The sequence below is a fragment of the Spirosoma migulaei genome, assembly GCF_054776855.1.
Genome location: NZ_BAAHBG010000010.1, coordinates 320,748 through 336,872, shown reverse-complemented (window position 1 = coordinate 336,872; position 16,125 = coordinate 320,748). Strand labels below are relative to the sequence as shown.

Sequence of the window (16,125 nt, the reverse complement as noted above, 5' to 3'; positions counted from 1 at the left end):
CATCGTCATTCATAGTGAGTAAATGGACAATGAATAATGTAAAATGAATAATCGTTAGTATGCTATTAATCAAGCAGTTGATCGTTATGCATTGTCCATTTTACATTGCCCATTTACTTACTATGAATGACTTATAAACTCGTTCTGAATAAATGAAACGTAACCATATAGCGACCTGGCTTCTGGCAATTGCCTTGACCGGTTGCAGCAAAGATTTCCTGACAGTAGTTCCCGAAACAGCGCTGAGTTCGGCAACGTTTTTCAAAACCGAAGCCGACTTTCAGCAGGCTGTCAATGGGGCTTATGTACCTTTTCGGCAGATGTATAATGAACGCGCCTGGGTGTTGGAAGAAATGCACTCCGATAATACGTATTATGCCCGTAATACGCTCTATGGGGCTGTTGATCCAACAGAAAACGTGGCTGATTTTGCTGTTCCAACGGCCGGTGGCATTACTGCCAATGATAACGTACTGGTGCAGTATCGGTTAAACTATGTGATTATTGCCCGGGCTAACCAGATCCTGTCGCTTATTGACGGCGCTGGTGTAACATTCGCTTCAGAGGCCTCAAAAAATAACCTGAAAGGGCAGGCGCTGTTCCTGAGAGCCTTTGCCTACTTCGATCTGGTTCGGTTGTTTGGTAAAGTACCGCTCCATTTAGTCCCTATTACGGGTCGGGAAGATGCGGCATTACCCCTGGCAACTACGGATGCTATCTATACGCAGATCGAAAAAGACGCGCTCGCGGCCAGTACCGCCTTACCGGCTAAATCCGCCCAGGCTGCCACAGATTTGGGTCGGGCTACGTCGGGAGCGGCTAAAACGCTGTTGGCAAACCTGTACATCACGCAGAAAAAGTGGGCACAGGCAGAACCGATACTGAAGTCGATCGTAACCAACGATGGCTATACGTTGATGCCTGACTATAACGATGCGTTTTCGTTTACCAGCGCCAATAAGAACAATAAGGAGTCTGTATTTGAGATTCAATACATGGAAGGCTCGGCCGGGTATAATGGTAACCAGATTTACCGGTTTCTACCCTCTCCGATCTCAACTGCAGAGATTGCGCCCATTACCGGAACATCGAACCCACAGGGAACTTCTCAGGAGAGCAATAACATCCCAACACCGGACCTTATTGCTGCCTATGAAACCGGTGATAAACGCAAGGATATTTCTATTGGTTACGTTACGTTAAGCGGAAGCCTACGCGCCGACAAAACGTATCCGTATATTAAAAAATACGCCCGACCCCATTCGCAACACAACAATACCGGCCAAAACTGGCCCGTGTATCGTTATGCTGAAGTGTTGCTGTTTTTGGCCGAGTCGTTAAACGAGCAAGGCAAAACGGGTGAGGCTGCTCCCTACATCAATCAGGTACGGGCTCGGGCGGGTTTGGCAGCTACAACGGCATCGGCTCAGGCCGATATGCGAGAAGCGATCTTCAAAGAACGGCGCGTTGAACTGGCCTTTGAAAACAAACGCTGGTTCGATCTGACCAGAACGGGTCGTGTGAAAGAGATCATTGGTGCGTACGGAGCAAAAGTAAAAGCTAATCCAGCTGCGTATTATTTCCCGGCTGGAGCAGTTCCGCCACCCAATGCGTTCACTGTGTTGGATGATTATTATGGCCTGCCAGCGGTTGAGGCTGCCTTAACGCCTAATTTCTAAACTTTAGCGGGTAATGAGGCTTGCCTGCATAGTCTCATTACCCACTAATTCAGTACCCTTAATAGGCGATTCCGTAGTTGTATGAGGGACTCGCCACAAATAGTTTTATGTTGAATATAGGTTGGTAAGAATAAATCAATAGAAGCAGAATCGTTTCGGCTCTGCTTCTTTTCTTTCTCCTTCCAGCCTCCCATAAGCCGGTATATTGCCCGATCTCTACGCTTTATACGGATACAAGTAACAATCTAATCCGCTTTACAATCCGACTAATCGCCTACAAGGCATCGCTATTAATTTACTTACTCAATACGATTATGTTCTTCACGTACAAACCAGCCAGGTTGCTGCTTGCCGTATCGGCCGTCGTTCTGATTGGAGCCTCCTGGGTCAACATGGGCGGAGGTGCTTCCGAAACGGCCAACGCAGACAACCCAAAGATCGACAAACTGAAATTACAACCCGGTTTCAAAGCGGAGCACCTCTATAGCCCTTCCGATAATAAACAAGGGTCGTGGGTAGCCATGACGTTTGATAATAAAGGACGGATGATAACCTCTGACCAGTACGGCTTTTTGTACCGGCTGGAGATTCCACCCGTTGGCTCAGGGAATCAGCAGCCTAAAGTGGAGAAGCTACAGGTTGGTGTTGTTCAACCCGGCGATACCACAGTGGGTATGGGCTATGCCCAGGGCTTATTATATGCCTTCAATAGCCTCTACGTGATGGTGAATAACCGGGTGAACAAAAATTTTAATAAACCAACGGGATTATATCGCCTTCAGGACACCAATGGGGATGACCAGTTTGAGACAATAACCCTGCTGAAAGAGCTCAAAGGGCAGGAAGGTGAACATGGCCCGCACAGTATGAAACTTTCGCCCGATGGTAAGTCTATATACCTTGTTGCCGGAAATCACGTTGATGTGCCGCAAATGGATGCCTATCGCTTGCCATCGAACTGGAAAGAAGATAATCTGTTTCCGCAAATAAAAGACCCCCGTGGGCATGCCAACGACCGTATGGCACCTGGTGGCTGGGTAGCCAACATTGATCCGGAAGGAAAGCGATGGGAGCTGATAGGAGCCGGTTTTAGAAATACATTTGATATTGCCTTTAACGAAGCAGGCGATATGTTTGGCTACGACTCCGATATGGAGTGGGACTTTGGTCTGCCCTGGTACCGCCCAACCCGGATTTGTCATATTACCAGTGGGGCTGAATTTGGCTGGCGTACGGGCAATGGCAAGTGGTTGCCTGGTAATCCGGACAATTTGCCGCCTGTTCTGAACATCGGTCAGGGATCGCCAACGAACCTGATGTATGGCGATAAGGCACGTTTCCCGGAGCGGTATCGCCAGTCGTTGTTTGCCTTTGACTGGAGCTTTGGTATAATCTACTCGATTCACCTCAAACCCAAAGGCGCAACCTACGAAGCGGAGCGGGAAGAGTTTATTTCGGGATCGCCATTACCCTTGACGGATGGTATGTTTGGGCCTGATGGTGCCATGTATTTTCTGACAGGCGGTCGGCGCCTAGAGTCTGATTTATACCGGATTACCTATACAGGTACCGAGTCGGTAACGCCAGTAGCCAAAGCGCCTGTTATTACAAAAGAGCACCAGCTCAGAACGCAACTGGAGCAATATCATCAGGGGGCTAATCCGGCCGCTATTGCCGCGGCCTGGCCTAACCTGAATCACCCCGACCGTTTTGTACGCTATGCTGCCCGGATTGCCGTGGAGCACCAACCCGTAGCCCAATGGCAGGATCGCGTATTTACCGAAACCGATCCGCAACGCCTGACACAATCGGCAATTGCACTGGCCCGCCAAGGCGATCCAACTCAGAAGAGCAAGCTGCTCAGCGCCTTGGTAAAAATTAAGTACGATCAGTTGCCAGAGTCGCAGCAGTTTGATCTGTGTCGTGCCTTCGAGCTAATCTGCCTGCGGATGGGCATGCCTGAAGGAGCTGATAAGGATAAAGTAATTGCGTACCTGAACCCCCACTACCCAGCCAAGACGGCCCTGATGAACCGGGGGCTTAGCCGGGTGCTGATTTCATTAGATGCGCCGGGTGTCGTGAACAAAACGCTGGCTTTGATGGATATAAAAGACGAAGCGGGTAGTCATGATCTTGGCCTCGAAACGTCTACGGCTTCGTCGGATCTTATTCTGCGTAACCCACAATATGGGCTGGATATTGCCAAGATGCTGGAGAAGGTTCCACCCCTGCAACAGACCTTTTATGCAACCATGTTGAGCCGGGCAGATGCTGGTTGGACACCGGAACTTCGGAATAAGTACTTCGGTTGGTTTGCCAATGCGTTCAAATTTCAGGGTGGACGTAGCTATGTCGGGTTCATTGATAGAGCCCGTAAACTGGCGCTGGTACATGTACCGAAAGACCAGTTTGAGAAGTACAACAAATTATCAGGTGCCGATCTGCTGACCGCGTCGGGTAACGATTTTGTTAGCGACTACTCCCCCAAAGGCCCCGGTCGTCGTTGGGAGTTGGATAAGGCGGTTGCGGTTGTCGATAGTGGCTTAGGGAATCGTGATTTTGCAACCGGCCAAAAGATATACTCGGCTATTTTGTGCAGCCGTTGCCACTCAATGGGTGGACAAGGTGGCGATATTGGCCCTGATCTGACGCAGCTAGGCACTCGTTTCTCGAATAAAGACATCCTGGAAGCCATCATTAATCCTGATAAAGCAATTTCTGATCAGTACGTATCCAGCATTTTCACTCTGAAAAATGGAGAATCTGTTTTGGGTCGATTAGTTAATGAAGATAAAACGAGCTATTCGATTTCTCAGAATCCATTTGCGCCGGATCAGCTCCGTAAAATTGCGAAGGCATCGGTGGTTTCGAAGAAAAACTCGACTGTTTCAATCATGCTGCCCGGCCTGATCAATAGCCTGAATCCGAATGAACTGAAAGACTTGGTTGCCTACCTGAAATCGGGTGGTAATCAGGCAAATGATGTCTACAAGGCAACAGGAACGAAAGGTAAATAAAGTGTAGCGCGGACAGGATGTCCGCGCTACATAAAACACGTTAACGTGAAATTGACATGCTAAAAAGAAGAAATCTCAACTTTATCCAGCTAGGATTATTACTGGCGGTTATGGCAACCGCTACTATGAATACATCCTGCGTAGCACAAAAAAAGAAAGACGGCTTTGTTCAGATTTTTGATGGGAAAACGCTCAAGGGCTGGGATGGTGACCCTACATACTGGCGGGTCGAAAATGGGAATCTGGTGGGTGAAATCACGCCCGCTACCTTGCTGAAAACCAACTCCTTCATTATCTGGAAAGGTGGCGAGCCCGCAGATTTTGAATTTAAAGGGGAGTTTAATATTACCGAAGCGGGTAACTCGGGCATCAACTACCGCAGCGACCAATTAACGGATGTGCCCTTTGCCCTGCGGGGTTACCAGGCCGACATTGACGGGAAAGTCCGTTACACAGGCCAAAACTACGAAGAGCGCAAACGGACAACGCTGGCGTATCGAGGACAAAAAACAACGATACCCCCTTATACCGGTGCCGCAACGCCCGAAGCGGTACGCGCAAATGTGAAAAACAATGCCTGGGGCGGCTTGACCGTAACGGGCTCATTAGGTAGCTCAGATTCCCTAAAGACGCTTATCAAAAGCGAAGACTGGAACACGTTTCGGCTAGTTATAAAAGGCAATCGGTTGCAGCATTACATCAACGATGTGTTGATGAGCGATGTCACCGACGAAGACACCGTTAACGGAAAATCAAAAGGGCTTCTGGGCGTACAGGTACACGTAGGTCCACCTATGAAAGTACAGTACCGAAACCTGATGTTGAAGCAGTTGTAAGATTGATTAATGGATAATGAATAATGTAAAATGTATAATTGCCAGTGCCTTACCATTTTACATTATTCATTATCCATTATCCATTAATCCCTACCAATCTTGACTCAACAATCCTGGACAGATAAAGTATCCAATCCGGCCCAGATCGGCGGTATCGAAACGTCGATCATGGACAATGGATCTGGTCGCGGCACCCGAATTGCATGGATCAATACCGGCACGGGCTTGCGTTATAAAGTGGTCATCGACCGGGCAATGGACATTGCCGACGCCTTTTACAATCAACATAGCCTTGCCTGGCTCAGCCATACGGGAGTAACTCCACCCCAACCGTTTTCGGATAAAGGTGCTGACTGGCTTCGGACATTTGGTGGGGGCTTACTCACAACTTGTGGACTCTCGCACGTGGGCGGCCCCGAGCAGGATGCCTATGGCGAACGAGGACTGCACGGGCAAATAAGCAATTGCTCCGCCGAAATCGAATCCATTATCCAACCCGACCCACTAACCGGCAGACTGGACATGAGCATTACCGGACGAATCAAGGAGACGAAAATATTCGGTCCCAGTCTGGAACTGCGACGAACCATCTCCGGTACGTTGGGGCAACCTTATCTTCGGATTCATGACGAGGTGATCAATCGGGGAAATACGCCAACTCCGCACATGCTGCTTTACCATTTTAATTTCGGTTGGCCCTTAGTGGATGAAGGCACCGATATTATCTGGCAAGGTGCCTGGCAAACGCGCGAAGGAGGTATCAATGCCGACATCTTTCAGGAAGGCAACGACTTTCGTAAATGTCCCGCTCCGTTAGATACGCATAGCGGCACGGGCGAAGCGGTTGCCTCGATTGATGCCACCCCCGATAGTTCTGGTCAATGCACGGCTGGGCTCTACAATGCCAAACTGGATATTGCCATGGCCCTGCGGTTTCAGAAAGCACAATTACCCTGGTTGATCAATTGGCAGCATTGGGGAAAAGGCGAGTATGTAACGGGGCTGGAACCAACAACTAATCCCTTGATTGGGCAGGCCAAGGCCCGCGAACAGAACGAATTGCTGTTCCTGGCACCCGGCGAAATCAAGTCGTATGATTTAGAAATCGAAATTTTACATGAGAAAGCCGCTATCAATGACTTTCTCTCAAAACATCGTTAAGCATAACCCCTGTATGGAAACAACGCCAACACTCAGTGTAATTGAAAAAGCATTAGAACAAGGAAAAGGAGTTTTACGGCTGACCCCCACCTGGGTTCCCCGGTCGTTTTGCGTACCAGGCCGACGAATTAAGCTGCATCCCGACGATTACTACGTATTAGGTGGTGAACGGGGCGGCATCGACGAACGCTGGTTCTCCTCAACCACGCCTGCTAAAAATGGTCCGCTAACGGGTGAAAATGAAGGGCTCAGCCATGTTGTCTTTAACGACGATGGCAAGGAGGTTCAGTTTCTGCTGAAAGACGCCGTTAACGAACTGAAAGGCGAATTGATTGGTGATCGGTTGTGGAATGAATATGGAGCCTGGCCAATGTATTCCAAGTTTTTCGACAACATGGGACCCCTGCCGCACCACCTGCACCACAACGATGAGCAGGCAGCTTTGATCGGCCAATTGGGTAAACCAGAAGCCTATTATTTCCCACCACAAGTCAATAACCACGGTGGTGATTTCCCCTATACGTTCATCGGTATCGCTCCCGGTACATCGAAAGAGCAGATTAAAGAGTGTCTGCAAAACTTCACCAAAGGCGATAACAAGATCACCAATTACTCGTCGGCTTACCGGCTGGAGCCAGGAACGGGTTGGGATGTGCCACCGGGGCTGCTCCACGCACCGGGAAGTATGTGTACCTACGAACCGCAGAAAGCGTCGGACGTATTTGCCATGTATCAGTCGCTGGTGAACGAAGCCATTATTCCTGAAGAGTTGCTCTGGAACGGTACCCCTAAAGATCGCATTGGTGATTACGACCAACTGATGGAAGCCATCGACTGGGACTTGAATACCGATCCGCAAATGATGGCCAACCGGTTTATGAAACCGCTTCCTGTTCGGGATGCGGAAGAAATGAAAGCCGCCGGATATAGTGAGGTCTGGGTCTGCTACAAGTCTGATGCGTTCAGCGCTAAAGAATTGACCGTATTTCCTGGGCAAACCGTAACCATCAAAGACAGTGCTGCCTATGGCCTGATCATGATGCAGGGACATGGCAAACTAAACGATTGGGCTGTTGAAACTCCCACCATGATTCGCTACGGTCAGTTGACCAATGACGAGTTCTTTGTGAGTGAAAAAGCCGCGCTGGAGGGCGTTACAATTGTTAACCAGTCGACTACCGACCCAATTGTCATGCTGAAGCACTTCGGTCCAAGCAATCCAGATTTAGTATTATAACTAGTGTATACGGTTTACGGTTTGTGGTTTACCGTTGGCTGACGCGTCGCTATTTATGCGTCAGCCAACGGTAAACCACAAACCATAAATCTTAAACCATACTTTCATGAACGAGAATAATTATCCTAAACTCCACAACGCCATGTGGCCGGGTGTTGTTGGTAAAGGCCCCGATTCCGAGCCCGTTGTTGGTTTTGATACGATGCTGGAGCTAACAGCTGCGGCTGAGGTAGATGGGGTAAAATTCGATGGGGTCGATCTGGCGCTCTTCGAACATATTGATGTCAATATATCGGATGATGAGATTAAAAAACTAGCCGACAAAGTAGGCGGCTATAACCTGAAAATTGGCTCGTTGGTGGCACCAATCTGGGGCGGCCCGGCGATGGGTAGCAAAGAAGACCGCGCCAACTTTGTCGAGATGGTACGTAAATCATGCCACATCGGTCAGAAACTAACCGAACTCGGTATTCGTCCTAGTGGCGTCGTGCGTATCGACTCCGCCAGCTCTCCACACGATTGGGATGCTGACCCAACCGGAAACACAAAACTAATTGCCCAGACGTTCCGCGAAGCCTGCGATGTAGCCGCTGAATACGGCGAAAAGTTGGCTGCTGAGGGAGAAATCTGTTGGGGTGGCATGCACAGCTGGAAAACCATGCTCGAAACGCTGGAAGCTGTCGATCGCCCAAACATGGGTTTCCAGGCCGATATGGCGCATACGTTGTTGTACACAATGGGCTACAACCGCGAACAGGACCGCATTTTACCCCCCGACTTCGACTGGAGCGACCGGGCCGCGCTCGAAGAAGCCCTTAAAACCTTAACGAACGCATTACGTCCCTGGACAATTGACTTCCACGTAGCCCAAAATGACGGAACGGTCTTTGGCTCTGGTTCGCACGATAAGACGGGTCGCCACTGCCAGGCATTGGATCCTAATGGCAAACTCGATGTTGTTCACGATGCGGGCTACTGGCTCCGCGACGAAAACGGCGTGCTGACCAAAGCCTTCAAGCACATTTGCTGGGATGGTTGTATGTTCCCCAATTCGGTGATGACGAATCAGCAGACCTGGAACGATATTCTGGCGACCATGATCAACGTCCGCAAAGCACACGGCTGGTACGAAGCGAGTTAATTAGTTTGAGGTTTGAGGTCTGAAGTTGGCTGACCGCACCGGCGGACCGGCTTCAGCAGTTTGTGCTGGTTTGCCAACTTCAGACCTCAAACTCCAAACCTCAAACCCTATAAAACATGTCAACTAAAAAAGAACTACGAATTGGTTTAATCGGCACCGGATTTATGGGCCGAACACACTCCAACGGCTATAATCGAGTCCCTAATTTCTTTCCCGATCTGGAATACACGCCGGTTTTGAAAGCCGTCTGTTCGCGCAATGCCCAAAAAGTGCAGGCGTTTGCTGACCAGTGGGGGTACGAATCCATCGAAACCGATTGGAAAGCGATGATTGCCCGGGATGATATCGACGCCATCGATATCTGCACACCCAACGATTCGCATGCAGAAATCGCGATTGCTGCTGCTAAAGCCGGGAAGATGATCCTGTGCGAAAAACCACTGGCTCGTACAGTGGCCGAAGCGCAGCAAATGGTTGATGCAGTTGACGAAGCGGGTGTTGCCAATACCGTCTGGTATAACTACCGGCGTATTCCTGCCGTCTCGTTGGCGAAACAAATTATCGATTCGGGTAAACTAGGCCGGATTTTCCATTACCGAGCCAATTTTCTGCAGGACTGGACAATTAGCGCCGAGGTTCCGCAGGGTGGCACGGGCACCTGGCGGATGGACGTTGAAGCAGCCGGGTCAGGTGTAACGGGCGATTTGCTGGCCCACTGCATTGACACGGCTATGTGGCTGAACGGTACCATCAAAGACGTATCGGCAGTTACTGAAACCTTTGTGAAAGAGCGCTTTCACCAGGGAACCGGGAAAGTGGAACCAGTCGGCATCGATGATGCCTGTATCTTCCATTGCCATTTCGAGAATGGTTCGTTAGGCCTGTTCGAGTCGACGCGCTATGCTCGTGGACACAAAGCCCTGTACACGCTGGAAATTAATGGTGAAAATGCTTCCATTCGCTGGGATTTACACGACCTGAATCGCCTGGAGTACTTCGATTATGCCGATGACGGAATTGTACGCGGCTGGCGGTCGATTCACGTAACGGATGGTGATCAGCCCTACATGGATAAATGGTGGGTTCCTGGATTAGGCATCGGCTACGAACACAGCTTTATTCATCAGGTAGCCGATTTCCTGAAAAGTCTGGAAACCGGTACGCCCTGTTCGCCCAACTTCCAGGACGCACTGGAAACCCAGAAAGTCTGTGAAGCCGTCATTGAATCAGCCAACTCCAGAAGCTGGAAGGATACAGGTGTTGAGGAGTTTACGCAGTAAAAGATTGAATTTTTAGGAATAGAAAAGACGTTGGTTTTGTCATTCCGACGAAGGAGGAATCTCAAGTTCCATAATAAGCAAGCTTGAGATTCCTCCTTCGTCGGAATGACAAAACCACGTTTATTTTTGATCAATATTCGCTACGCTATTATGGTTTCTCCCCAAGACTACATCCTTCAGGTACGTGGACTGACGAAGATATTCGCCGGTGTGGTGGCGCTGGATAATGTTCAACTGGACATTCGTAAGGGTGAAGTGCACGCGCTGATGGGGGAGAATGGAGCAGGGAAGTCTACGTTAATGAAGATTCTGATGGGTCTTCTGAAGCCCGATTCTGGCGAAGTAAGTTTTGATGGTAACGACTTAACGACCAGCCATGTCAGGGATGTTATCAAGAAGGGTATTTCCATGATTCATCAGGAAATGCTGGTCGTTCCTGAACTGACGGTCGCGCAAAATATCTTCCTGGGTCGGGAAACAAAAGGCAGGCTGTTTAGCTGGTTGAATGATCGGAATTTAACTGAACAGGCAGGTCAGCTCCTTAAAGAGATGGGAGTGAGTATACGCCCTGATATCCAGATGAAATACCTGAGCGTGGCGGAGATGCAGATGGTCGAAATTGCCAAAGCCATCTCGAACAATGCCAGGGTAATTATCATGGACGAACCCACCTCCGCCCTATCCGACAAAGAAGTGGCTACGTTGTTTGGTATCATCAGCGACTTGAAGCAAAAGGGGATTGCCATCATTTATATCTCCCACAAAATGGAGGAGATATTCACCATCACCGATACGATTACCGTGCTTCGCGATGGAAAATACATTGCTACCAGACCTGCTGCCGACTTCGATATTAATACGCTGATTACAATGATGGTGGGTCGCGAGATCAACAGCCTCTTCCCGACATCCAGCGTACATCCAGGAAAAGAGGTGTTGTCTGTGAAGAGGCTGGGTCGAAAAGGTAAATTCTCCGACATTAGTTTTACGGTTCACGAAGGCGAAATTCTGGGTATTGCTGGCCTGATGGGCGCGGGGAGAACAGAGGTTGCCTGTGCCATTTACGGTCTCGATCCGGCCGATAGCGGTGAACTATATATCAAGGGTGAACAGATTTTTATAAACACACCGCAGGACGCTATTCAACATGGAATCGGCTATGTGAGCGAAGACCGGAAGAAGTTCGGCTTTATTCCCCGCTTGTCGGTTCGGGAAAACATCACGTTAGCCAGCCTGCCGAAACATGCTAAAGGGTTGTTGGTTCAGGCGAAAAGCGAGTCGGAGACTGCCAATACTATGATGGCTGATTTACGGATAAAAGCGTCCAGCTCAAGTCAGCCAGTAACGCAGTTGAGTGGTGGCAACCAGCAGAAAGTAGTCATCGGCAAAATACTGCTTTCGTCTCCGTCGCTTATCATTCTCGACGAACCAACCCGGGGCATCGATATTGGCGCAAAAGCTGAGATTTACAAGCTCATCAACCAACTGAAAGAATCGGGAACGGCAATCATCCTGATCTCATCAGAACTACCCGAACTGCTTGGCATGAGCGATCGGATACTCGTGTTGGCGAAGGGAAAACAAACGGCTATGATATCGGCGAAGGAAGCCACGCAGGAAACGATCATGCACTATGCAATGGAACCTTGATTAAGTGATTCTGGAGAGAGCCTAGACGTTGAGTTTTGTATAACCCCGATGGGGTCAACTATTTATAACATATAGCTTTCTATAAACGTGTGACCCCATCGGGGTCAAATTGGGCAACAGATGATAGAAGCTATATAGACCAGGTTACTTACACTACATGGAAAAAGACTTTACGTTAATTAAGGGCGAAGACTACGGTGGCATACGCATTCGAAACGTTGGTAAATATGTACTCTTGATCGTACTGGTGGCAATTTGTATTGTCCTTTCGATGACCACATCACGGTTTTTTACGGTTCAAAACCTGATGATTATTGTCACGCAGGTGTCCATCAATGCGTTACTGGCCTTTGGCGTTACGTTTGTGATCATTACGGGCGGCATCGACCTGTCGATCGGTTCGATTGTTGCCGTTACGGGCGTGGTAGCCGCTTCGTTTGCACACCCCGACACCTATCCGGTTATCGTTCCCATTGGGGTTGGTTTGCTGGCAGGTTTGCTTTTTGGGGCGTTTAATGGCTTTGTTGTTACCCGTACAAAAGTGCCTCCATTTATTGTCACACTGGGTACGATGACCATTGGCCGGGGATTGGCCCTGATCCTGAGTAAAGGGCGCCCAATCTCTAACCTGTCTGATTCATTCAACTTTATTGGGGGTGGTAAAATATTGGGTGTTCCTACCCTGATTATTATCCTCGTAGTATTCTTCGTTATCTGCACGGTCATTCTGAAGAAGACCGTCATTGGTCGCTACATGTATGCCGTAGGCGGGAATGAGCAGGCGGCTAAAGCATCAGGAATTCAGTTGAGTACGGTAAAGATGATTGTTTATACACTATGCGGAGGATTGGCTGCTCTGGCGGGTATCCTGCTGACATCCCGTATTACAACCGGCCAGCCGAATGCCGGAGCCGGGTTTGAGCTGGATGCCATTGCCGCTGCCATCATTGGCGGAACTAGTACCTCGGGCGGAGCTGGAACCATGACCGGAACCTTGCTGGGTGCGTTATTGATCGGCGTAATTAGCAATGGGCTGGATTTGCTCAACGTAACCTCCTATTACCAGCAAGTGGTGATGGGTATCATTATCATCGGAGCCGTGGTGCTGGATAGTTTGAAACATGGAAAGAATGGTTGAGAAGGCGTCTCTGTGGTAGCTTTTAATAGGCAGTTATCAGGCTTTCTGCAGGAATATGAAGGACGGCGTGAAGTTTGCGAATCATGTCCAGACTAAGTTTCCGTTTTCCACTCAATATTTCTGATTGCCGGGAGCGTGTGCCTAAAATCTTAGCCAATTCGCTTTTTTCCTTTCCTAATTGCTCCAGTCTGAATGTGATCGCTTCAATAGGAGTTGGTGCTGCTATAGGATAGTGTTTATGCTCATAGGCCTCAACAAATAGGGCCAATACATCAAGCTCATCCGATTCTGGGGAATCATCGACCAGATCCAGCTGCATAAGCTCGTAAACGCGTGCTAAAGCGGCTTCATATTCCCGCTCGTTCTTAATCACTTTTAACATAATTGACAGTCTTTACGTCTATTTTGTCATACTCCACGTGCGTACCAATCCAGACGATAAACACAAGCTTTTTTTTGAATTCTATATCGGCAATCAGCCGATAGGAGTTGCCTTTAATGTTGAAGACAAATCGCTTGCCCGTTATTACATCGGCACTTGGATAGGCGCTAATAACATCATTGGGTTTCTCCCAATCGGCTGCTTCAACTTCCTTGTAAAATGCTTCTAAACTAGCTTTTGAGGTTGAATAAACACTGTAGAAACTGACAATGGTTTTCCGGGCGATCAATCTCATTGCAAATGATAGTTTCTCGAGGGTAGGTCGACTGTCTCATAGGCGATAGCTCCTTTGTCTACTATGGTCATTAGAGGTTTTTTTTGATCCCAATATGGGAACAAATATAGGTAATGAAAGTTCATATTGCTTTTATCTAAGCCAAAACCAGGCGATTGTTTATCGAAACTTTATGATAGGTCGGTTAGAGCAGGCGGGTAAGGGTGCTTTATAGAAACAGATAACTTTTGATCAAAATGCGACATACCTACTCGAGCTTTATTAGCTATTCTCTTTTCTTTATAACTCTATTAACAAGCTGTAGTCAATCATCATCCAGCGAAAAAGGGCAGGGTGGTGATAGTAAAAAGCTCGTGGTGGGTGTCTCCATGCTCAGCATGCAGAATGAGTTTATCGTTAATGTTCACGACGCGATGGTGAAAAAGGCTGAAGCTGATGGTGTTGAGCTGATTACAGTCGATGCGGAGCGGTCGGCGTTGAAACAGGTTGAGCAGATTGAAAGCTTCATTGCGCAGAAAGTGGATGCTATTATCATGAACCCCTGCGAAGTAGAAGCCAGTTCGCCCGCAGTGACCAAAGCGTTGGCTGCGAAAATTCCAATCATTAATGTAAACTCAGAAACCAGCACGAAGCCTTCGGCTTTTGTGGGATCGGATGACGTAGAGTCGGCCCGGATAGCCATGAAATACATTGCGGAGAAACTGGGCGGGAAGGGTAATGTATTGATGATGCACGGCTACATGGGGCAGGCCGCGCAGATCAAACGGGAGCAGGGTGCCCGGGAAATTCTGAAGCAATATCCCAACCTGAAACTCCTTGCCCATCAAACCGGCGAATGGGATCGGGCCAAGGCGATGTCGCTGATGGAAAACTGGATTCAGTCGTACGGTTCTCAGATCAATGCTGTTTTTGCGCAGAATGACGAAATGGGCCTGGGAGCTGTAAAAGCCTTAACGGATGCGGGCCTGAAAGACAAAGTGATTGTGGTAAGCATTGATGCTATTCCCGACGGGCTACAGGCCGTTAAGAAAGGAACACTGGACGCCACCGTTTTTCAGAACGCTGAGCAGCAGGGCTCAAAAGCGATTGAAACCGCCGTGAAAGCCGCGAAGGGACAGGCGTATGATAAAGAAACCCTCATTCCGTTTCAGTTAGTGACGAAGGAGAACCTGGCTAAGTTTTTAAAGTAAAGAGAGGGTTTTTAACATAGAGAGCCGTTTTTTTGTCATCCCGACCTTAGGAGGGATCTCAAGCTTGATTTATATGGGAGCTTGAGATCCCTCCTAAGGTCGGGATGACAAAAAAGCCAAGAAACAAAAGTTCAAATACAGCATCCTCTGTGCCTAGCTTGAATACTTCGCCTGCATGGCCTTGATGAATTTGAGGCCGTTTTCAGCAATGTCCCAGGGATCGTTGTACTCGCGCCAGACGTTGATCGAATTGGCGAAATCAACGTCATTGCGGGTAAACGCTTCGATCGTCATCCAGCCTTTGTAGTCGATTTCAGCCAGTGTTCGGAAGGCATCATCCCAGGGGATATGTCCATCACCGGGTGTGCCCCGGTCGTTTTCGCTGATGTGCACGTGCGCCAGTACGGGGGCAATGGTCTTGATTGCTTTCGGAAACTGCTTTTCCTCCATGTTGGCGTGGTGCGTATCGAACATGGCCCGAACATTCGGATGATCAGCCATACGGACTAGTTGCAATAACTGCTCCATGGTATTACAGAGATAGCACTCGAAGCGATTCAGGGCTTCCGGAGCCAATATGATGTTCGCCTGTTTGGCGTAGTCGCCAACGGTATGTAGCACGTCGGCGCTGTGGGCATATTCATCGGGTTGGGGTTCCCGGCGCGTGAAGGTGGCAAAGGCAGAATGGAATGGGCCACAAAGAACCGACGCGTTCATGGCATGAGCCCGGTCAATGACACCCTTTAAAAAGTCGACAGCCTGCTCCCGAATGTTGGCTGATTCGCTGGCCGGATTCGAGTCGGGGCCAACCACCACTACGCAGGTACTTTGTAAACCCAGTTGGTTCAAATGATCGCCAAACTGGCGGTAGGCGGCAACATCCGTATTATCGACAAAGCATTCGATTCCGTCGTAGCCGATGGTTTTAAGACGCTCGGTAATCGGATTCAGTTTTTCGGACATGACGGCCGTCCAGGCCAACACGTTGAAGCCGATAGGTGAAACTAGTGAATTGGGCATTGGTTAAAGGTATTAGGGCACAAGTAAATGAATAATGGATAATGTAAAATGAATAATGATAAGGTCAGTACATTTCCTATCCATTGTTCATTTTACATT

The 16,125-nt window shown here is 48.8% G+C and carries 13 protein-coding genes; 10 read left to right on the top strand and 3 right to left on the bottom strand.

The window, feature by feature from the left end; translation table 11 throughout:
* Window positions 1–152 precede the first annotated feature (152 nt).
* From ACYVGO_RS12010 to ACYVGO_RS11970, 9 genes are all read left to right on the top strand, one after another.
* Window positions 153–1,679 carry a RagB/SusD family nutrient uptake outer membrane protein gene (locus ACYVGO_RS12010; RefSeq protein ID WP_460969473.1) on the top strand — a complete coding sequence of 509 codons (1,527 nt, stop codon included), beginning with the start codon at window positions 153–155 and terminating at the stop codon, window positions 1,677–1,679.
* A gap of 314 nt (window positions 1,680–1,993) precedes the next feature.
* Window positions 1,994–4,696 carry a c-type cytochrome gene (locus ACYVGO_RS12005; protein ID WP_460969472.1) on the top strand — a complete coding sequence of 901 codons (2,703 nt, stop codon included), beginning with the start codon at window positions 1,994–1,996 and terminating at the stop codon, window positions 4,694–4,696.
* Window positions 4,697–4,752: 56 nt separating this feature from the next.
* A complete protein-coding gene (locus tag ACYVGO_RS12000) occupies window positions 4,753–5,532 on the top strand; it encodes a 3-keto-disaccharide hydrolase (RefSeq protein ID WP_460969471.1) in 780 nt (259 codons plus the stop codon).
* A 99-nt stretch (window positions 5,533–5,631) separates the two neighbouring features.
* The gene (locus tag ACYVGO_RS11995) at window positions 5,632–6,693 is read left to right on the top strand and encodes an aldose 1-epimerase family protein (RefSeq protein ID WP_460969470.1); all 1,062 of its coding nucleotides are present in this window, start codon (window positions 5,632–5,634) and stop codon (window positions 6,691–6,693) included.
* A 13-nt stretch (window positions 6,694–6,706) separates the two neighbouring features.
* The gene (locus ACYVGO_RS11990) at window positions 6,707–7,930 is read left to right on the top strand and encodes a class I mannose-6-phosphate isomerase (RefSeq protein WP_460969469.1); all 1,224 of its coding nucleotides are present in this window, start codon (window positions 6,707–6,709) and stop codon (window positions 7,928–7,930) included.
* A gap of 106 nt (window positions 7,931–8,036) precedes the next feature.
* Window positions 8,037–9,071: a sugar phosphate isomerase/epimerase family protein gene (locus ACYVGO_RS11985; RefSeq protein WP_142771343.1), complete on the top strand. Its 1,035-nt coding sequence runs from the start codon at window positions 8,037–8,039 to the stop codon at window positions 9,069–9,071.
* Between the two features lie 116 nt (window positions 9,072–9,187).
* On the top strand, window positions 9,188–10,351 hold the full coding sequence (locus ACYVGO_RS11980; RefSeq protein WP_460969468.1) for a Gfo/Idh/MocA family protein: 1,164 nt from the start codon (window positions 9,188–9,190) through the stop codon (window positions 10,349–10,351).
* 105 nt (window positions 10,352–10,456) lie between these two features.
* On the top strand, window positions 10,457–12,001 hold the full coding sequence (locus tag ACYVGO_RS11975; protein WP_460969467.1) for a sugar ABC transporter ATP-binding protein: 1,545 nt from the start codon (window positions 10,457–10,459) through the stop codon (window positions 11,999–12,001).
* A gap of 157 nt (window positions 12,002–12,158) precedes the next feature.
* The gene (locus tag ACYVGO_RS11970) at window positions 12,159–13,139 is read left to right on the top strand and encodes an ABC transporter permease (protein WP_460969466.1); all 981 of its coding nucleotides are present in this window, start codon (window positions 12,159–12,161) and stop codon (window positions 13,137–13,139) included.
* Between the two features lie 22 nt (window positions 13,140–13,161).
* On the opposite strand, the gene ACYVGO_RS11965 is transcribed toward ACYVGO_RS11970, so the two are convergent.
* Both ACYVGO_RS11965 and ACYVGO_RS11960 read right to left on the bottom strand, forming a co-directional pair.
* Window positions 13,162–13,521: a helix-turn-helix domain-containing protein gene (locus ACYVGO_RS11965; protein WP_460969465.1), complete on the bottom strand. Its 360-nt coding sequence runs from the start codon at window positions 13,519–13,521 to the stop codon at window positions 13,162–13,164.
* A complete protein-coding gene (locus ACYVGO_RS11960) occupies window positions 13,505–13,816 on the bottom strand; it encodes a type II toxin-antitoxin system HigB family toxin (RefSeq protein ID WP_460969464.1) in 312 nt (103 codons plus the stop codon). The genes ACYVGO_RS11965 and ACYVGO_RS11960 overlap by 17 nt, the downstream gene beginning before the upstream one ends.
* Before the next feature lie 236 nt (window positions 13,817–14,052).
* Between ACYVGO_RS11960 and ACYVGO_RS11955 the strand changes: the two genes are divergently transcribed.
* Window positions 14,053–15,006, top strand: a complete 954-nt coding sequence (locus ACYVGO_RS11955) for a sugar ABC transporter substrate-binding protein (RefSeq protein ID WP_460969463.1) — start codon at window positions 14,053–14,055, stop codon at window positions 15,004–15,006.
* Window positions 15,007–15,159: 153 nt separating this feature from the next.
* Here the strand turns inward: ACYVGO_RS11955 and ACYVGO_RS11950 are convergent, their stop codons facing one another.
* Window positions 15,160–16,026 (bottom strand): sugar phosphate isomerase/epimerase family protein, encoded by an 867-nt coding sequence (locus ACYVGO_RS11950; protein WP_460969462.1) that lies wholly within the window; start codon window positions 16,024–16,026, stop codon window positions 15,160–15,162.
* Between the last annotated feature and the right edge of the window lie 99 nt (window positions 16,027–16,125).